This is a genomic window from Planctomycetaceae bacterium (assembly GCA_041398825.1).
Taxonomy (GTDB): domain Bacteria; phylum Planctomycetota; class Planctomycetia; order Planctomycetales; family Planctomycetaceae; genus F1-80-MAGs062.
In genome coordinates this window covers 47477-66925 of the sequence record JAWKTX010000015.1, presented here as the reverse complement: position 1 = coordinate 66925, position 19449 = coordinate 47477, and the positions used below count along the sequence as shown (strand labels likewise).

General features: G+C 54.3%; 12 protein-coding genes. 5 read left to right on the top strand and 7 right to left on the bottom strand.

The genetic code is table 11. The annotated features are described in order from the left end of the window. Both ribD and R3C20_22350 read left to right on the top strand, forming a co-directional pair. Positions 1–1221, top strand: coding sequence for a bifunctional diaminohydroxyphosphoribosylaminopyrimidine deaminase/5-amino-6-(5-phosphoribosylamino)uracil reductase RibD (ribD, locus tag R3C20_22355; protein MEZ6043248.1), 1221 nt, complete (start codon positions 1–3; stop codon positions 1219–1221). A gap of 198 nt (positions 1222–1419) precedes the next feature. After that, complete coding sequence (locus R3C20_22350; protein MEZ6043247.1) at positions 1420–2697, top strand: hypothetical protein; 1278 nt, start codon at positions 1420–1422, stop codon at positions 2695–2697. Between the two features lie 11 nt (positions 2698–2708). Here R3C20_22350 and R3C20_22345 read toward each other — a convergent pair whose 3' ends face one another. Continuing rightward, a complete protein-coding gene (locus tag R3C20_22345; protein MEZ6043246.1) occupies positions 2709–3116 on the bottom strand; it encodes a hypothetical protein in 408 nt (135 codons plus the stop codon). A gap of 280 nt (positions 3117–3396) precedes the next feature. On the opposite strand from R3C20_22345, the gene R3C20_22340 reads away from it, so the two are divergent. Beyond that, entirely contained in the window at positions 3397–4374 is a 978-nt protein-coding gene (locus R3C20_22340) for an SIMPL domain-containing protein (protein MEZ6043245.1), read from the top strand. A 157-nt stretch (positions 4375–4531) separates the two neighbouring features. Here the strand turns inward: R3C20_22340 and R3C20_22335 are convergent, their stop codons facing one another. The 5 genes from R3C20_22335 to R3C20_22315 form a co-directional block, all read right to left on the bottom strand. Continuing rightward, positions 4532–5800 (bottom strand): lactate racemase domain-containing protein, encoded by a 1269-nt coding sequence (locus tag R3C20_22335; GenBank protein ID MEZ6043244.1) that lies wholly within the window; start codon positions 5798–5800, stop codon positions 4532–4534. 286 nt (positions 5801–6086) lie between these two features. Beyond that, positions 6087–8972, bottom strand: coding sequence for a Calx-beta domain-containing protein (locus R3C20_22330; protein MEZ6043243.1), 2886 nt, complete (start codon positions 8970–8972; stop codon positions 6087–6089). Positions 8973–9277: 305 nt separating this feature from the next. Then, the gene (locus R3C20_22325) at positions 9278–11437 is read right to left on the bottom strand and encodes a protein kinase (GenBank protein ID MEZ6043242.1); all 2160 of its coding nucleotides are present in this window, start codon (positions 11435–11437) and stop codon (positions 9278–9280) included. 30 nt (positions 11438–11467) lie between these two features. Beyond that, the gene (locus tag R3C20_22320) at positions 11468–12046 is read right to left on the bottom strand and encodes a sigma-70 family RNA polymerase sigma factor (GenBank protein MEZ6043241.1); all 579 of its coding nucleotides are present in this window, start codon (positions 12044–12046) and stop codon (positions 11468–11470) included. A gap of 628 nt (positions 12047–12674) precedes the next feature. Then, positions 12675–15704 carry an exo-alpha-sialidase gene (locus R3C20_22315; GenBank protein MEZ6043240.1) on the bottom strand — a complete coding sequence of 1010 codons (3030 nt, stop codon included), beginning with the start codon at positions 15702–15704 and terminating at the stop codon, positions 12675–12677. Positions 15705–16277: 573 nt separating this feature from the next. Here R3C20_22315 and queC point away from each other — a divergent pair. After that, positions 16278–16982 (top strand): 7-cyano-7-deazaguanine synthase QueC, encoded by a 705-nt coding sequence (queC, locus tag R3C20_22310; GenBank protein ID MEZ6043239.1) that lies wholly within the window; start codon positions 16278–16280, stop codon positions 16980–16982. A 79-nt stretch (positions 16983–17061) separates the two neighbouring features. Continuing rightward, entirely contained in the window at positions 17062–18708 is a 1647-nt protein-coding gene (locus tag R3C20_22305) for a hypothetical protein (protein ID MEZ6043238.1), read from the top strand. Here R3C20_22305 and R3C20_22300 read toward each other — a convergent pair. Continuing rightward, positions 18669–19172 (bottom strand): hypothetical protein, encoded by a 504-nt coding sequence (locus R3C20_22300; protein MEZ6043237.1) that lies wholly within the window; start codon positions 19170–19172, stop codon positions 18669–18671. The two genes, R3C20_22305 and R3C20_22300, sit on opposite strands and share 40 nt — an antisense overlap. Positions 19173–19449: the final 277 nt, after the last annotated feature.

Here is a 19449-nt window from a genome sequence, read left to right as displayed (position 1 = left end):
ATGGAATCGCCCGCGTCCTACGAAGACCCGGCATGGCGGATTCTTCCGTCCGGCCATCAATTTGCCGACGACGAAGCGGTGATGCGATACGCCATTGAAATCGCAGGACGCGGTGAAGGTTTCGTCGAACCCAATCCCATGGTGGGCGCGGTGATTGTCGATAGGGATCGGCGGCTGGTGAGTTGCGGATATCACCAGAAGTTTGGGCAGGCCCATGCTGAAGTCAATGCGATTGCAGCCGCGACTGGTTGTTGCCGGAACGCGGTACTATTTGTCACTCTGGAGCCATGCAGTCATCACGGCAAAACTCCACCCTGTGCTGATGCCGTGATTGCAGAAGGCTTCAGTCGAGTTGTTGTGGGGTGTCAGGATCCGGCTCCCCATGTTGCGGGCCGCGGTCTTGCGAAGATTCGGGAAGCGGGTATCGATGTTGTCGTCGGCGTATGCGAACCTGAATCACAGCGGCTCATTGCGCCATTCCGCATGCTGTACAGCCAGCATCGGCCCTGGGTTCATGCGAAATGGGCCATGACGCTGGACGGAAGGATTGCCGCCGCAAGTGGACATTCGAAATGGATTTCCAGTGAAGAATCACGGACTCGTGTTCATCGGCTTCGGGGGCGCATGGACGCCATCATCACGGGGGCTGGTACTGTGCGAGCCGATAACCCGGAACTTACTGCGAGACCGCCGGGTCCACGGCAGCCAATTCGTGTCATTCTGGATTCTTCGGGTAACAACGTCCGTATCGATTCGCAACTTGTCCGGACTCTCGACAAGGCACCGGTGCTTGTTTGTGTTCGTCAGGATGCCTGCGTGTCGACTGATATGTCTGCTGGTTTCAGATCACTGGTGGACGCAGGTGTGGAAGTCCTGCCTCTTCCGGCAGCGCAGGCAGATCACGATAGCGACTCATCTGCTCTGCGTGGGCTGAGTCTGGAAGCCCTTCTGGCAGAACTTGGGAGGCGTGGTTGTACCAACGTCCTGATAGAAGCCGGCAGCCGGGTCCTTGGATCGTTCTTCGATCGCGGGCTGATTGACGAAGTGCACGCATTCGTCGCACCCAAACTGGTCGGTGGTCAGAATGCCCCCGGGGCGCTTGGGGGAAGAGGATTATCACAGATCCCACAGCAGCCCGATCTGACAAATGTAATCTGGCAGATCTCCGGGTGTGACATTTATTGTCGCGGTGACGTTTCGCGAAACGAACAATCGTCCTGACATTTTCCCGCAGTCCGATTTTCCGTCAGCCAGCAGGTCTCGTGTTGGCAGAAGCTCTGGAGTTCGAACCACCCGCGGACGAACCACTTGTTTGCAGTTCGTACGGTTCGTTAGAGTGTGGTGGGGATTTAAAACGTGATTTCAGGACAGACGGCATTCGTGAAACGCATGGGATTCTCGCGAATTCGGGAGCAACCGGTGTCACGAAAGGCCATCCTGACAAACCCTCAGGAATTTGAGAACTCGTGGAGCGTGTTGATGGCAAAAAAAGACGTGCCGGGTGATGAAGTCCCCGACTTTAGTTTTCTGGGCGATTCGGGAACAGCTCATTCTGAACCTGAATTTGACGGCATCGAATCGACGCACGCCGATTTCGGAAATGATTCCGAACGCAGCGCCGCTTCCAAAGCAAAGACACCCGTCTCTAACTCACCTGCAGCCAGCTCCAGGGCCAGGGGTCCGTTGAACGACGAAGCAGCAGTGTCCGCCGAAAAGCCCTCGACCAGGACAAAAGCTGCTCTGCCAGCGAAGCCCGTGTCCCCACCAAAGCCGGCATCATCAGCGAACGCGGTGTCAAAACCTGCTTCGGAAGCAGCGCCTGCCTCTGCAGGAAGAGCAGATCGGTCCAATCCTTCCGGACAGACCACCGCAAATCAAGCCAGTCGATGGCAGCAGTACGTGGTTGGTTATGCCATTGCCATGACATGCTTGCTGTTATATTTTCTGGTAACGGGACGGCTGTCCCTGTTCGGCAGTGGCACGTTAGATAACCTGCCGGACCTGAAGCCATTAGACAGCAACGAATTCCGCAAGGTCATGATTCCGGATGAGGGAGGTTTACCAGAAAGCCACGTTCTGATGCTGGGGCAGTCGCGGAGGTTTGGGGATATCGGGGTCAAGCCAACCCGGGTGACCCGAGAACCTTTGACGTTTGCTGGGTTTCTGAACAATCAGGTAGACGATTCCAGGACCACCAGGCCGCTGCTAAAGCTGTGGCTGGAGCTCACAAGTTTTGCGGACGGATACGTCTTTCCGCCACTCGATTCCCATCTGATGTCGTCGCGTTCCCCGGCTGAAGGCGTTGATGACTCGACGCTCGCCAATTCATTTTTGGTGGTCCGTAATCTTTCAGAAGAACCCGCAAGCCGTCGAGTGTTGAATTTTCTGCACCCTCACACCAGCAATTTTGTGATGGTGGGACAGGAGGCAGGCAGGTCGATTGCTCCCAACGAGACGTTGTTGACCTTTATTGCCTGCAGCGAGCAGATCGACGACATCCAGACGCAGGACGACACCGAGTATTCCTGGCGGCTTCAGATTCGAAAGGGGGTTCATGTCGAATCGGGCCATGGCGTTACGACCCTGGTTGAAGTCCGCTTTACAGAAGCGGACATCCAGCCGCCGGCAGAATCTTCCGCAATGGAAGACCAGAGTACTGCCAGAATCCGTCTGACTTCTGAAAGAACAGCGGGTTAATTGCATCAAAGTCAGACCTGATCGCCGACTTCGGTTTTTGCGAACTCGTGAACCCAGACGGGTTGGTCCTGATCCCATTCCATGCCCTGATGCATGCGTTCAATTAGCGCGCGGTACATCGCAAGATTCGGGTAACCCTCTGCCTGTGCGTCCACTTCGGAAATATCACCCCACCGTTCGGTACGCAGGCCGGTAATCACAAACTCTGTCCCCTGCAAATCAAACAGCTCACCGGGATAACCGTAGACTCCTGCTCGCCGCTGTTGAGTCTTTGCTCCTGAAAGGGCGGCTGAAACCAGCTTGTCGTGAGTTACAAGTCGGTCGATGGAACAAGTCTTTTCGGGGTAGCTGTTCGACATAATATTCCTTTGAGAATGCAGTGCCCGCCGGGAATTCGGCCGAGCTTCGAAGTGACGCATCTTATGAACTTCGTTGTGAGGAGCAATGACGGTAACAATGTCATGTTCCGGCGACCGCTCCACAGCGGCAGAATAGGACCGGCCGCCGTCCGGGAACAGCAACGTCTGGCAGGACGTTGAGAGTCCAATCTTGTAGAGCCCGGCACGACACAGAGATTTGCACGGAGAATTCCCGGCAACTAACGTTAGTACCCGGGGAAGCCGGGATCAATTACTGCCATCCTGCGCGTGCAGACCTCAGTTTCTAAGAATTCGACCTTATAGAAAGCGGACCGCGATCATGAATCAACGAATGTACTTGACGGGCGTCTTTGCTGTGGTGTGTCTTCAATTTGCGATACCCCATGTGTGTGCGCAGGGTATGGGAGGATTCGGTGGCGCTGGTGGCTACAATTCCGGTTCGCGTGAGTATCCAGTGACCCATCAGTGGATCAATGGTAAAGATGACAAGCCATTGAATGCTGAATCTGCCCTCAGCGTCATAAAGATCTCCGGAACTGCAGAACTACGCGTCGTGCCGACTCAGATCCGTGTGGTACTGGCGTTTACGAGTCAGGCTGAAACAGCGTCCGAATGTCGTGAGATGATTTCGAAGCAGATTGCAGATGTCGTCAAAGACTGGCGATCTCAGAATATTCCAGACAGCGACATCGTGGAGGACTTTATCTCTGTCCTGCCGAAATTCGAATGGGGATTTGTTGAGGAGTTCCGAGGGCGCGATGACGTCGAGGTGCAAGAACAATCGGGTTACCGCATGCAAATCAATCTTCACGTTGCTGTGAAAACAGAAGCGGAAGCAATGGCGGCTATTGATAGCGCTCTGCGACATGGCCACGCGGAAGTAGTGACCTTTGATTACTGGAGCGACAAGCTGGATGAAGTAAAGGAAAACGCAAGATCGCAGGCCGTTGCTGCCGCCAGAAAGAAAGCGGATTTGCTGCTGAGCGTGTTGGAACAACGTCCGCCGGCAATCAACATTCAGGAAGCCACGGAAGTGTTTTTCCCGAATACGTTATACATGACTTACGAAAATGTGCTGGAAGAAGAAATCCAGGATACTCGTTCGGGGCGTGTCTACGTCAAGGCGTTTCGACCGAGAATGACGTTCTTCCACGGTCTCAGTAGCCGCGCAGACGTTCGGCCGACAACTCTGCCAATGCGCCCCGATATCGCTGTGGTCTCTACGGTCACGATTTACTATCGCTCGCCAGCCCAGGGAAATGCTGTTCCTGGATCTCAAGCCAACGGGTACTGGTAGCCCATAGGCGAAACGAATTGCAGCCCGAGATGGATGGATACGCCATGTTTGTTGAGCCTGCTTCGGCCGAGCTGATGCGGTCGCCCGTACCGCCTGCAGACGCGGTACGGGAATCAGCATGTGGGCCCGGGGCAGACAGCGGGAAGAACCAAACGGATCATCCAACGGGGTAATCATCCGGCAGAAGAGTACTGACACCTTCGTTCAGCCGATAAAGGTGTTCGCCCGCTTTGCGGACAAGCAGAATTCCTTCCTCTTCCCGATTAGCAAAGCTTTCCACATCAATTGTGGCCGGATCCCGATAGCCGAGATTGATGCGTTCACAGACTTCGCGCGGGATTTGTGACGCCACGGTGACCTGCACACGCGGCTTTTCAATTCCGTCATCGAAGGTTCCTGATCCTCGCACATGAGTCGAATGAGCAAGAACACCCCATGGGATGTCCTTGAATCGGTCCCATTGTTTTGTGAAGTAGTCGCGGACATGGTAGCCCACCTGCTCAATGCGTTCGCCGTGCGTCAGTGAAATTTCTTTCATGTGGGGTGCATAAATGATGAGTTCGCCCCCGTCGGCAACGACAGGTTCCAGTTTGTACATGCACTTACCCGCCACCCAGAGTTCGTCGTACATCAGTGGCGCGCAGCTGAGTACCTGTCGATAGGGTCGGGGCTGTCGTTTGATGTGAACCTGCCCTGACAACTGCGATGCTCCCTTCCACGCTTCCTCTGGTGTTCCGTAGAACAAGCCATAAGGTGATGCATCTGCGGCTACGACGAATGCCAGACATCGGCGTTCAACAGGAATTAGTTTTGCCGCTCGGTCGACAACGCGTCTTACGGGAGTATCAGGGACGCCGATGATGCCAACATTCGTAATCAGCGCGCCAAGCCAGTGAAAGAAATTCAGGAGTTCCGGACCAGAAATTCCAGGGAAGAAATACTTGTTCCCACCACTGAAGCCAACAACTTCGTGAGGAAACACGGGCCCGATGACCAGGGCAACGTCATAGTCCATGATCCGTTTGTTGATTTGAACGGGTACATCCATCGTCAGGACGCCATCACTGATTTCTGCCGTATCATCCTTCGACAGCGATCCGATCGTGACGAGTGCGTCTGGGTTGTCCCATTCGTGATTGAACAACTGAATGTCAGCACAGGGGTCATCCGCTGCGATGCCCAGCATGGACTTGATCTTTTCCTGAGGCATCGGCTGGTGCGTGCCGAGTGCGACAATCGCGTCCATTTTCGCCACGACAGGTCGCAGCATTTCGCGAATGGCAGGAAACAACACAGGCAACGGCGCCGTGCGCGTGTTGTCCGGAAGAATCAGCAGGACTCGTTTACCAGCATAGTCCGCGGCAGGAAAGTGCAGCTGCAGCCACGCCCGAATCTGGCCTGCATCCATGGTTGTAAGTGCGGTCATTTTTCCAAAACCCTGAAGGAAACGGTCGATCGCGCGGAGTGTAGTCGAAGCCACCCCACAGAAGGAAGCGCTCCATTCGAGTTGTCATTCAGACCGGTGAGAGTGTCGTAAAACGGGCAGGCAGAGAAACACGCAATGGAATGAAACATTGATCCGGAACGCGGGCTGTACTGAAATTCCGCCGATTTGGTCGGTCGTTTTTCATGCTCTGAGTGAATTGGTTTTTCAGACAGATCCGCCTCCGGATCCCCTTGCGGGCCGAATCGTTTGCAGCAGATTCTGAAGGTCAGGCGAGGTTCACCCACACGTTGAGCGTTTCAAATGCGGTTGCCAGTCCATCGGTGACGGAGATACGAAGTGAGAAGTCCTGATGAAAACCCTGCGGGACACTGATGGACAGGACACCGTCTGTGATTGAAGCCACCACGGGCAGAGGCTGAGAATCTGCGATCAGGTTCGGGTTGTCGTAGTAGCCGGTGTCCAGTGATTCCAGAAGCTCGCTCGATTCGAAGGTGCCCATCCATCGATAGAACGAACCATCCTGCAGAATGTAGAACCAGTCGCCACCGGAGCTCTGCAGCCATTTTTCATTGTGGCCTCCCCAGTTTGTGTGAAAACTTGTTGCATGCTGCAGGTCCAGTTGAGCATTCAATTGTGAAGCGACGTCCCCCAGTACTTCAACGTTCCAGTGCAGTGTGTCACCATCTGCGTCAAATGCGGCAATTGGTATGTTCAGGCTTTCTTCAGTCATGGTGAGGTCACCGATGGGACCCAGCACGGGGGCTTCATTGGTTATTGTCACGGAAAACTGAACTGCCGATGTCGTTATTCCATCGCTGGCACTAATCGACACATCGACGGCGCCGATGAATTCGTTGTCAGGGACCAGAACGACTTCGTCGCCTTCGATGAATGCCGTCACAGGAAGCGGCTGTGCATCGGTTAGCATCTGGAGATTGCTGTAGACTGATTCATTAAGTGATTCAATCAGCGGACTGGATTCGAAGCTGCCTGTCCAGCGGTGAAGCTGACCATCCGGCAGAATGTAGAACCAGGGCTGTCCATCGGTCGTTGCTCGTACCCACCGTTCGTTTTGTCCTCCCCAGTTCTGATAATCATTGACGCTGGTCACGAAGCCGTATTGCTGGTCCAGCTGGTACTCTGCGGGCTGAATGACGGTCGCGAGCGTTGTCACCGTATCACCATCAGGATCCGATGCCGTGAACGGCACACGTAGTTCTCCGACGTTGTGAACGACCGTCTGGTCAGCGACGGGACTGATATCAGGAGCGTTATTGGGGATCTGTACGACCGAAACCATGATTCGCTGCGTGCCCTGGGCGTATCCGTTGCTGGTTGTGATATCGACTTCGAATGCTCCGACAAATCCGTCGACAGGATTGAACGTCACTTCGTTGCCGCTGGTACTGACTTCCGCAATTGCCGGAGCGTCAAAAATGAATGTCGGATCTTCGAAAACCTCGACACCGACATCAGCAACAGCTTCACTGGTTTCAAAGTTTCCGGACCAGCGATGAAGAATGCCGGACGGCAGAACATAGAACCAGGCATGCTGGTCACCGCGAAACCATTTCTCGCCGAGACCACCCCAGTTCAGGTAGAAGCTGCCTCCAGAAAAGAAGTCATACTGCTGATCCAGCTCATGCAGCAGTCCGCCCCCTACAAGCGATGCCGAGTAAACCAATACCGTTCCGTCCGGATGCGTTGCCGGCAAAGCAACGGTCAATGCATCCTGCAGGTCACCCATGGTCTGGTCCTCGACAGACTCGAAATCGTTGTCCAGCAACTGGACCAGCGCAGATCCCTGGCCGATCTCGTAAAAAACCTCATCGACAAGTCGTAGTGAAAGCGATTCCGTCCCCTCAACAAAAGCGTCATCTAATACAGCCACCTGAACTTCGATCGACGCAGCACCGGCGGGTATGATGATGGAATTCTGAATAGTGTTGTAATCCAAACCGGCTGTTGCCGTCCCATCGAAAGCAAACATCACTTCAAGGTCATCGCTCATGTCTGCACCGGTTCGACTGATCTGAAATGCAGCGATGTTTCCATCCTGTTCAAGTGTCGAATCTGCGACGGCCGTCACCGAAACGTTTGGCAGTATATCGGGGCCCGGAGTTCCCGGCAGATTCGCATGGTCGCCCAAGAAGCTCAGCAGTTGCTGATCTGTGGCCGTATTGACCAGATCAACGCCCACCAGCTCCGGGGGAATCTGCGGCCGGACGTAGCGAGCGTATTCGTAACCAGCCATCAGATCGGGGTTGTAAGGCTCACCCGGAGTGGCATCGAAGCCACTGCCATCCAGAGTATGTCCGTTGTGGTAGAACGGATCAAAGTCACCAGCCTTGCCCCAGTCCGAATACGAAACAATACCTACCTGCAGAGTTTCCGGCATGTCTGGTCGGCTGTATCGGCGATGGACAATCCAATCCTGCCCCGGGAGTTGGAGCATTGCAATCACGCTGTTGCCGATGCGAGCGAGTTGAATGGTTGCTGTGTGACTGCTGGTGGGGGTGAGTTCCAGCTGCGAGTTGCTGTTGCGAGTCGTCTTGACTTCAAACGTGTATTGCCCGTCCGTGCCGTGTCCCATCGATAGAAATACGTAGTTCTCTCCGTTGTTGGTGCCGTCGTTCGCCATTGACCCTGGTTGCCAGTCGATGGCCGGATCTGTGATGTTGCGGGGCGTGCGGATCATGGCACCTCCAAGCGAGAACTGAGCTTCATCAGGGATATCGTCCGCATCCGGAATGCCAATATCGTCTCGATCTGAAATAAACACTTGGGTTGTGAAGACAAAATCGCCCGTGACCTCTTTGAAGGCCATTGGGCCTCGCCAGTTCTGATACCAAACGACTGTATGTGGAGCCATGACCATTCGCCCAGCCTGAGTCTGGTTGATGTCAAAGATCTGAAGCTGATCCGCATTCCAGTTCTCTACCTCATTGATCCGCTGCCAATGTGTTGTCGTCCCGGCATCTGTAAATTCATCGCTCAGCGAAGCAAGATCATTCGCAGCAGATAACAGCAGTCTTTGTTCGGCTTGTTCCGTCCTGCAAAGGCCGTTGCGATGCCTCCGACGACGCGGCAGGCGACCTCGAACGTTCTCGGCTGAATTTTGAAACCTGGACAAGAGCGATTTGAGCGTCATGACGGATTTCCCCAAGTTGTCGTGATCGAAGTTTCGCCTGAATGAGCCTGCACAGGCGCGAATGCACTGGAGACGTTTGAAACAGAAACAGGCAGTGAATTTCGGCGTCCCGAAACGCAATTGACGCCGGCGACAAAGGGAAATGGCAGACGGCCGCAGAATCTTTCAGAAAATCACCCAGGAATGTGAAAGTCGCGAAGCATCCAACCGGAGGCTCGCAAATCCGGTCCGTTGAGAATTTGGCTCAAAAGCACGACCGCAGCACAGCGTGTTTACGCGCCCAGCCTGCGTCCGTTACTCTGAGGTCAGCGCTGTTGGGAGTCTGTCACCGGACGCAGGCGAAGACGATGGAATGTTGTGGAAGAATCGTAGGCGCCGATTCCAATGGACGTTGACTCGTCGGGAAGCAGCCATTGTGGAATCAGGCTCAAATCAGATCCGTCACCCCGATACGTCGACAGGAGTCGATGATTAAGGCTCGCTTCGATTCGATTCTTCCGCACGCGGACGCTGGCTGTGTATCGTTCACCATTGGTGAGTCGAATATCAGCAACAGCAGTCGGATTCGGGTCTTCGGGCTGAATGGTTTGACCGTTAATATTTTGAATGCCAGCAATATGCTGTGCCCAGGCATCGATATCGAACGTGGCCTGACAGCCATTGGACACGAAGATCATTGCAACCGAGTGAATTCCATTCAGGCGAGTGAACTCGATTTCAAAATCATACTCCGCGGGAAGTTCTGTCGGAATCGCCAGCCTCGCTCCGACAGTGCTGTCCACGGTCAGTTCGGTGCCGGATTTCTGCCAACGACCAGCGACCGAATCTCTTGCCGGATCAATCAAAGGCATCAGATCAATCCATTCGCTGCTGCTGGTTGCCGCTGAGTTGCCGGAACTTGTCGTTTCTGCATTCTCGTGAACTTCCGAATTGCCGGTGCGCTCGGTGAGCTGACCTTCCGTGGGCGATGTCGTGTCAAGAACGGAATGAACCCTGCCGAAATACATCGCTCCGACAATTAGCAGAATGACCGCTGCCGCCGACAGCTTCCTGGTAACCAGTTGCGCAGACGTGGCCTTTTGGTCAGTCGTTCGGCGCCGTCCACGGCGGCCAGATGGTTGGCGGACGGACGTTCCGTAGTTTCTGGAGGGTATATCCAGGGGACTTGCAGAGGGACTGTTGTTGGGCGAACGTCGATCGTTCGGGCTTTGCTGACGATCAGCAGCTATGTCAGGCAGCTTACCTGCTCCCTGCACCGTCCCTCCGGCTTTCCCGGACGTTGTTGAGTTGCCGGAGTGCTCCGCAAACTGCGATCCACTGCTCAACGCATCGATAGCCGTCGCCACTTCCCGTGGATCCTGGAATCGATCCTCCGGGTTCCGCGCCATCATGCAGCTGACGATGGCGACAACTGCCGGGGAAATATCCGGACGTAAGTCGCGCAGTGATTCCGGTGTCTGATCCCGATGAGCGATTAGTTTCTGGATTGTGTTTCCGGCAGGAAACGGCGGCTGTCCGGTAAGGAGGTAGTAGCACGTACATCCCAGACTGTAGATGTCGGCTCGCGTATCTGCAGAACGCGGGTCTGTGACCTGTTCCGGCGCAATGTAGTCGGGTGTCCCGAGGATTGAGCCGACCATCGTCAGCGAGTCGGCCGTAAGACGCATTCGGTCCGAAGGGTTGGCGTTTACAGGAACAGCATCCTGCTCACGTTCCCTCGCAAAACGAGCAAGTCCGAAATCCAGAATTCGGACTTTCCCGGTGCGAGTGACCATGATGTTCTGCGGCTTGATATCGCGATGAACCATTCCATGCTGGCAGGCGTGCTGGAGCCCGTGAGCCACCTTTCGAATGACGCCCATGGCCTGCTCGGCGGAAAGTGGCCCCTTCCGATCAATCAGCTCTGCAAGACTGATTCCATCGACGTATTCCATGACCAGAAAATGAAGGTCTTCTGCGTGTTCGGCATCGTACGCACGTACGATATTTGCGTGCGTCAGCATTGCAGCCGCTTTGACTTCGTTCTGGAATCGCCGGATCATGTGTGGATGATCAATCAACCTTCCATCGATGACTTTGATTGCGACGATGCGATCCATCATACGATGCTGTGCTTTATAGACGACTCCCATGCCTCCTTTACCAAGCGGTTCGAGAATGCGATATCGAGGGTGGCTCTGAAGCGAATCAGGCAGTACATCCGGCGGCTGTTTTGCATCTGTGCTTTTCCGGATTCCGGTATCCGTTGCGATCGACCAGTCGCTTTCAGATGGATTCAAATCCGTTTCGATATCCCGCAGCTGTGCGGATAACGGATCAAGCGGAAGGCGATCCATTGTTTCGCAGCATGTCCGGCAACCTTCGATGTGTTGTTCGACAGCGCGCTGCTGAACCCCCGACAGGCGTCCCTCCAGGAACGCGGCCAGCTGTACAAGTTGGGGGTGTTCATCGTTTGGTTTGTTCATTGTTCGGGCAAATCAACGCGTTCCGAACGATTACTCAATCAGGCCCTGGCCAAGTTGTCGAAGCCGGGACATGACTCGCGACCGTGCAATATAGACCGAATTGACGGACACTCCGAGGTCACTGGATACACGTTCGACGGATTCTCCGCTAACCGCAACACGCCAGAAAGACTGCCATATCGGCTCTGAAAAGTCATGGCGGACCTGTTCGAGCAGACTCTGCAGCACATGCTGGTCGTACTCATCATTCCAGACCTGGCTCAGTTCGCTGCAGGGATCCGCCAATTGGTCCAGGACGGCGTGAAAATCACTGCCCCCGGAGGCGAGCGGCCGAAATCGTTTTGATCGCCATGAGTCTCGAAGGCAGTTGACTGTGATGGTTCTCAACCAGCTTCGGAACGAACCCAACCTGGCTCTTTCGAAGTCGGGAAGTTTTCGAACGACAACCGTCAGTATCTCCTGTACGACATCGTCAACCTCATGTTTGGCGGACGAGTAACGGCGAATCCACAATCGAATCAATGGATCATAGAGCCCGACCAGTTGCCCCCAGTCTGAATCCCCGGACGAACGACGAATACGTTCCAGTAAACTGACCGAGGTTTCCATGGAGATCTTCCTGAGCGAAGGCATTTGACGTGCTGTAAATCAACAGTGCAGACAGGCAACATTGCTGGCAGTCAACCTGACAGGTCGAATGAATTAGAAGAACGGAAAATAGACGGCACAGAATAGCCGCTCGCTCTGCTCGCGTCCCTGTCGAGCGGATTCTCTGAGCCAGGTCCGTCTGCTGATTTTCACCTGTGGATTCTACTCGCCCCGTGTTCCGCTGCGTTCAGCAAGAAGGACGACGACAGGAAAGCTGGTGGAGGACTGACCCCCCCGCCAACGCTCTTGCCCAAGGCTTACCGGCAATCGCAGGCCGCGAACTGCATTTAGTCAATTTCAACGGCCCGGTATCGTAATATTTGCAGTCAGCAACTCAATATGGCGGAGACTTTATCCTGCGAGTAATGATTTCCTCAACCCGGCAGCCGACAGGGGTCGCAACCAGCTTAGCCGAGTGGTTCGTATGTTCGGGATGTGGCGGGCTGCGACAGTTAGCAGCCTATCGAAAAACGGGACTGGCTCGAGCGGGAGACCTGAAAACACGATGGTTTCCAGTCGTCCTGCGTGCCAGTCCCGATTTTTCAACGAACAGTTAAGTTAAGTGTGTCCGCTTAGCGGTTGAGCAAGTTTAGCGGTCGTGCCAGTTTTCCATGGTCAATACGTCGCCTTCGCGAATTTGCTCCGGATCAACCACCACGTGTTTGATTCGCTGGCGTTTCCAGGTGTACGAAAGATGAACCAGTCCGTCATCGGTCTGGATGATGGCCGGGTAACTGAATTCTGCTTTCTCTTCCTGTTCCAGCACGCCGACTTTCTTCCATTTGAGGCCATCATCGGAAATGGCCAGGTTTAGAAGTCCACGACGCCCCCAGCCGGTTTTGCCCGAGCCGAGGTGATTGTAGATGAGCAGGTGACGGCCATCTTTCAGAGTGACAACTTCGATGCCGGAGTTGGGATTGGGTAAATCGATCGCCTGAAGTTTCGACCAGGTCTTTCCCAGGTCGCTGGAAAAACTGGTCGTCAAAACACTTTCCCTGGTTCGACACAAGACCTGCAGTCGCCCATCTTTATGTTGCAGGAACGTCGGCTGTATCGCGTTGAATTCTTCTGCGGTATTGATAGGCCCAATCCGATTCCATGTGCCGACAGGCAAACCATTCTCCAGAACCGTCGATTCAAAATGGATTCGCCATCCATCGTATTCTGTGGACGATCCACAAAGCAAAGTCTTACCATCGGGCAGAAGGATAGGCTTACATCTTACGGGGCCATCAATTCCCTCCGGCAGTCGGACTCGGTCACGAAATGTACGCCCACGATCGTAGCTGACCATCATTTCGCCCCACCATTCGCTGGGGCTGGGGCCAACTTTGAAAAACAGCAATGTGGGGGCGTCGCCTGGTGGCTGATAGAGAACCGGATTCCAGCACGGATACCTCAGATCATTATGCTGAACGCCGTCTGCCACCTGTTTTGGAGACGACCAATTGCTGCCATCGTGATAGCTCACCCAGATTCCAACATCCGTCTTGCCTTCCTTTGTCCCTCCAAACCATGCTGTGACAAGACCACGACTGGTACGGCAGATGGTGGATGCATGACATTCGGGGAAGCTTGCTTTCGTATAGACGAATTCTTCACGGACAAATCCAGGAAATCGGCCGCCTGAATCTTCGCGCGGAGGCGCAGCAACCAGTTGTGAGTCTGTCCACGAAAGGCAATCGTCGTGCAGAATGTGGTACAGACGCCCATTCTCCGCACCAATCAGGAGATCCGGTTTGCCATCCTTGTTGAAGTCGCAGGCGGCTGGACTTGAGGTGTGGCCGGCAACGTTGCGTTTGGCGAGATTGCCAATTTTCTTCAGGACGATCATGCCATCGCGCGACTCGCAATTGCGATACCAGGTGGCATTTTCTGAATTCGTCAGGACATCCAGACGCCCGTCGCCGTCCCAGTCCACAACCGCCAGCTTGATTCGACCGGATCCTCCGCAGGATTTCGTGTTCAACTGCCACGGGGCGTTATCTTCATTGACAAAAATCCGTTGTGCAGTCCCGGCAGCCGAACGCAAAACCAGATAGCCCTCCTGATCAAGAGCCACCAGGTCAAGCTTCTGGTCGCTATCAAAATCGATCGAGACCGGTGTTGTCCGCCACTGTGTCAGGGCAGAACTGGCCGACGTTTGCCACCAGTACCACTCCGGTGGGGATTCATTCAGCCCTGAATCGAATTCAACATCTACCAGTGCGTCGTTGTCGTTTCGGAGCAGCCCAATACGGGAAAGAATACTGTTGTAGATAATGTCGGGATCGCCGTCAGCATCCCAGTCGGCGACGGAAAGTGTGGTGTATCCCCATTTTGCCTCGCAGGGCCCCTGAATCGATCCGTCAGGTCCGGCCATGATTCGGAAAGGGCGTCGCGACTGACCGAATTTTTCTTCAAGCAGTCGAGGAGCTGCCCATTTGGGAAGACCATTTTCAGCCATCCCCAGGTTTTCGAAGTACCCGATATATCCTGCTGTATTCCCGCAAAGAATATCCTGGTCACCATCACCATCCCAATCCCAGGCATAGGGAGTTGCTAAAGCGCCAAACTTCAGCGTATCGGCTTCCTGCTGAAAGTACTGTGGAGCCCTGAAGACTGGCAGGCTTCCCTTTCGAGAACCGGTGTTTTCAACCAGTGCGACACGGCCGTCTTCATCGCCGACAATCAAGTCGATGTCGCCGTCCTGATCCCAGTCAATCGCTGTCGGCGTGATCATCTGCAGATCCATGACCAGAGGCTGTCCGTTGTCGTTCAAAAGTTTCCGGCCAGCGGCGAACACCGGTTGTTTGCGCGATCCTGTGTTTTCGAAATAGCTGAATCCATCAAGGAACTCGCCACACAGCAGGTCAAGATCTCCATCGCCGTCAAAATCATTGAAGTTGGGTGAAGGCCAACCGTAGACATCAATGTCACCTCCTGCAGCCTGCAACCTTTCAGGGGAATCCGAATACTGCGGTGCGGTATCGCTTCCGTTATTCGTGATCAGATACACGTGCCCATGCAACGGACCATTGCGCCAGTGCCCCGAGTTATCGTAGGCATTGTCCCAGCCATAATCGGTCCAGTCACCAACACCAACAACCAGGTCCTGATCCCCATCGTCGTCATAGTCGACGTATCGCCACATGTTGCCGCGGACGGCATTGTTGTGAACGTTATTCGTTGGGTAGATTCGTTCGGCCTTGTCGAAATCAAACCTGCCATCCTCACCGCGGACATATTCATACCCGGGCCGGAGTATGCGCGGTTTTCCGTCGACATAGCTGACCTGGAAATTGTGTGTCGTCCTGCCAAGGTGTACAGGCGCCCTGAACACCGGCATTTTGGTGTGTGCATTCTGTGACGTGTTTTCGAAGTAATAGACACCGTTTGATGGCTTGTCCGGGCATGCAACCAGGAGGTCAAGATCTCCATCCCCGTCGTAGTCCATCGGCATTGGCCAGGCCCACAGCCCGACGCCAAGATCAACAAGCAGGCCGGGGTTGTTGTAGGAAAGCGGCTGTAGCTTTTCCTCGATTTCCTGAGAATAGACTCTACCCCGGTCGTTCGCTGTGTCACCGGTGGCCAACAAAAGTGCGAAAAGTGTCGCCGCAATAGCTCGTCCCGAAATCATTTCGATCTGGTCTCCACGTCGCAAGTGTCTGAAATCATTCAACACCTGAAAGAGGTTTGCTGATTCATCCTGCTCAGCATAACGCCTGGTTGCTCGCACCGGAATCAACCGGGCGGTAAGTTGTACGACCGGCGGACCCCATCGTATCTGACAATCGAAATCCAGTGACGAGCTCTGCGTTCGGGAACGGTACTCGCTCGTCAGGGCCATCCCTGAAAATGTTCACGGCAGAAAGTACGCGGTTCCCGGACGGGATTCGGAATCTGTCAGTCGGCAGTGGGTATTCTCAACCCGAATCAATTGGCTGAATGTTGACCCACAATGTGGATTGTCCGCATCGCACAGCTATGATTCGGAGGCAGTCAGCAAATCGAGAACGTACTCGGCCACTTGCTCAAATCATGTCCCTGGTGTGGTGTCTCCCTGAGATGAGCACTTCATGCGTTGCTGAATCACCGACGTTTAACCTGTGGTTGATAGTTCAGGCCGTCCGCTGCCTGCGTTTTCGACCACAGATAAACGGAAGAAATTCACAGCCACTGCGCCGGGTAATATCCTGTTGAAGTGATTCAGATGAAAAAAGCAGTTGTGCTTGTCAGCGGTGGACTGGATTCGGCGACAGTGTTGGCCATCGCCAGGCAACAGGGCTACGAACTAACTGCGGTGTCGTTCGATTACGGTCAGCGTCATCGCTTTGAACTTGATGCAGCCCGGAAAGTTTGTCAGGCGAATGAGGTCGAGGAACATGTGGAGTTCAAACTGGATACCAGCATCTTCCGTGGTTCAGCACTGACCTCTGACATTGATGTGCCACACAATCGGTCAGACAACGAAATGTCCGGGGGCATTCCGGTCACCTACGTGCCAGCTCGAAACACCATCTTTCTTTCCGTGGGTCTTGGTCTGGCGGAATCAGTGGGTGCGAATGACCTCTTTATCGGTGTGAACGCTGTTGACTACAGTGGCTATCCCGACTGTCGCCCGGAATACATCACTGCATTCGAATCCATGGCAAACCTTGCCACAAAAGCGGGGGTCGAAGGTCAGAGGCTCACAATCCATACGCCCCTGATATCGATGACCAAGGCGCAGATTATCCAGACGGGCCTGTCTCTTGGCGTCGACTATGCACTGACACATAGTTGTTACGATCCTGATTCGTCCGGCATTTCGTGCGGTGAATGCGATTCCTGTCAGCTGCGATTAAGGGGTTTCAAAGAGGCGGGGATTTCGGATCCGGTTCGATACCAGAACAATGCCCCTGATGCCGCCACCTGATGCTGCCGCAGCTTGCCTTTGCCGCAATCGGTGAGCACTCGTTCGACTGGCATCCTTTTGTTGTTGGATGACTCCTCAATTGAACTCCGAATCTGAATATGTACAGCAACGAATCAGTCCGCCATTTCAGGAATGGGCTGCGCTGATCGTTCCAACGCAGCCATTACCGGTCATCGAATCGGCTGGCACGACCGAAACGGCCCAGCCGATCGATTCTGCGACAACCGTTGATGCCCTTCGCCGGTCTGCGAGACGACGATTCATCGAATGCGCGCAGGCTTATGTGATGCGATTGACTGATCTGGCGGAAAGGGCCGGAATTTCACTGTCTCGCGTTCCCCTGCTGACCGGAGATCCTGATCAGCAGCCAATCGTCATGACAGGACATCAACCGACAATTTTTCATTCTGGACTGACATTCAAATACGAAGTCACAGAATCCTTTGCTGTCGAAACCAACGCTATTTTCGCAGCCGTAGTCATTGATACCGATGCTGGTGATTGCGGGCGGTTTGAGTTACCTGAATCGGTCGGAGATTCGGTGTTTGATGTCGCAGCCAGTGCGCGCAGCCTGGCTGCGAAACACGATCCTTCGCTGTTTCTTGCCGTCCCGATGCAGTCAGAAGATCAACTCCTCCAAATGAGTCAGGTCGTTGATGAACAGATGAAACGTCTGGCTGCCCGGACGTCTCACCGTTGGATGTCCGGCCCGGGGCATGTCCTGCGGGAATACGCAAAGCTCGCAGGACCGGATGCCGGAATTTCAATGATGGATGCTAACCTTATCATGAGATGGCGTTTCGGAATCGGGGCGCGATGTCTGGAACTGCCGTTATCGTCCATTGCTGCCTTTCCTGAAGTCGTTGCGCTGACAAGTCGGTTAGTTTGCAGGGGGCAGAGTTTTTCCAGCGAATACAACGCTTTGCTGGAGCATTTTCGAGCGGATCACGGGATCAGGAATCCCGCAAACCCTTTTCCCGATATGCGAGAGGATGGCGAGTCTTTCGAACTCCCATTCTGGGTTGTGGACCTGCAGAGAGCGGTGCGACATCCTCTGGTGCTGAAACGTGCGGGACAGCACTATCAATTTGTCCGGGACGGCGACGCAGTGGGTGCACTGCTGGACTTTTCATCCGCGGACGCAGTCGCGCGAGTGATCAACGATTTGCTTCTGGTCAATATCGCGATTGTCCCGCGCGGGGCCATGATTACTGCACTCTTGCGGATACTGTTCAGTGACCTGTTTGTACATGGAACCGGAGGAGGCACGTACGATCCATTCACTGATCGGCTTATCCAGCAGTGCTGGCATCAGACGCCAACACCGTTTACCGTCGCCAGTGCTTCGAGGTATCTGTTCCCGGATCTTCGTCGTCAGTTGGAAAAGATGGATGGGGTCGCCGGCCAGATGCGTGATCTTCAGTTCAATCCCCAGCGGTACTTCGACTCCGATGTGTTCAGCGATGACTGTCGCAAAGCCCTTCAGGGGCTCCTCCAGCAGAAGCAGGCCGCTGTTGCGGGGTTGAAGTCAGCCCATTCGGCTGGCGAATCTGCGAAGGCAGTCGGTCATCAGATCCAGAAACTGACAGATCAAATCAAGCAGTTGGTTTCGGACGAAATGCAGCCTCAGATGCAGATCCTGGAGTCACTGTCTTCTTCGGCCAGGCGTGCTGTCACGAGTCGAAGTTATCCCTGGTTCTGTTTTGTCGAGGGAACTGAGACCTGAGAATTTTCGGCGGCGAAAATTCGGAGGCACTCTCTGCGAAACGACGCGTAGCCAAATCCGATTGTCAGCAGGCAATACAAGGCAATCAGAATCGGGCTGCAACCATGATCCAGCAGGCGAGTTGTGTCCAGATACCTGTCACCAGCGACCCAGCCTGTACCGATGTAAAGGCCGTTCGCCAGCATGCAAAAACCGGCCACAAACCACAGTTCGTGACGTCGACCGACAATTGCCAGCAGCAGAGGAAATGTGACCCCGAGCAACAGGCCGCTCCACAACGTTATCAGCGGGTGAGGGTCGGGGTCAAAAATGCTGTAAGGCAGGTGCCACGGCCGAATATCGGCGTCAATCATGGTTCCGCCGCCGCAGTTGCCACCAATGATGTGTCCGGTTTCATGCGACACCACCATGACACACCAGGAAACAGAAATCAGGAAGGTAATTTTCAGAAGTTTCGCGAACACAAGGTTTGTCTTAAATTGGTGAATGAAACAATACCGCGGTGCACTACTATCATTGATGACCGGTATCATCTACGACCATTTGTCACATGGTGTGGACATCAGCCTGCAGCCATCGCGGTCGTCGAGCAGTATTGCTTCTCCTTCGGTTGTTGAACTAATTCGTAGCAGGCATCGTGAGCATACCTCGCAAGTGCGAGAAATCTCATGTATCCCGCTCCCGGGGGGTAACTATTCCTCACAGGAATCAAACCTGCAAGGCGCTACGCGAAATGAGTCT

What these genes read in the sequence shown, in the direction of transcription:
- R3C20_22335 (MEZ6043244.1), bottom strand. Translation starts at nt 5,800, where the DNA reads ATGACCGCACTTACAACCATGGATGCAGGCCAGATTCGGGCGTGGCTG.
- R3C20_22340 (MEZ6043245.1), top strand. Translation starts at nt 3,397, where the DNA reads ATGAATCAACGAATGTACTTGACGGGCGTCTTTGCTGTGGTGTGTCTT.
- ribD (MEZ6043248.1), top strand. Translation starts at nt 1, where the DNA reads ATGGAATCGCCCGCGTCCTACGAAGACCCGGCATGGCGGATTCTTCCG.
- R3C20_22325 (MEZ6043242.1), bottom strand. Translation starts at nt 11,437, where the DNA reads ATGAACAAACCAAACGATGAACACCCCCAACTTGTACAGCTGGCCGCG.
- R3C20_22345 (MEZ6043246.1), bottom strand. Translation starts at nt 3,116, where the DNA reads ATGCGTCACTTCGAAGCTCGGCCGAATTCCCGGCGGGCACTGCATTCT.
- R3C20_22330 (MEZ6043243.1), bottom strand. Translation starts at nt 8,972, where the DNA reads ATGACGCTCAAATCGCTCTTGTCCAGGTTTCAAAATTCAGCCGAGAAC.
- R3C20_22315 (MEZ6043240.1), bottom strand. Translation starts at nt 15,704, where the DNA reads ATGATTTCGGGACGAGCTATTGCGGCGACACTTTTCGCACTTTTGTTG.
- queC (MEZ6043239.1), top strand. Translation starts at nt 16,278, where the DNA reads ATGAAAAAAGCAGTTGTGCTTGTCAGCGGTGGACTGGATTCGGCGACA.
- R3C20_22320 (MEZ6043241.1), bottom strand. Translation starts at nt 12,046, where the DNA reads ATGGAAACCTCGGTCAGTTTACTGGAACGTATTCGTCGTTCGTCCGGG.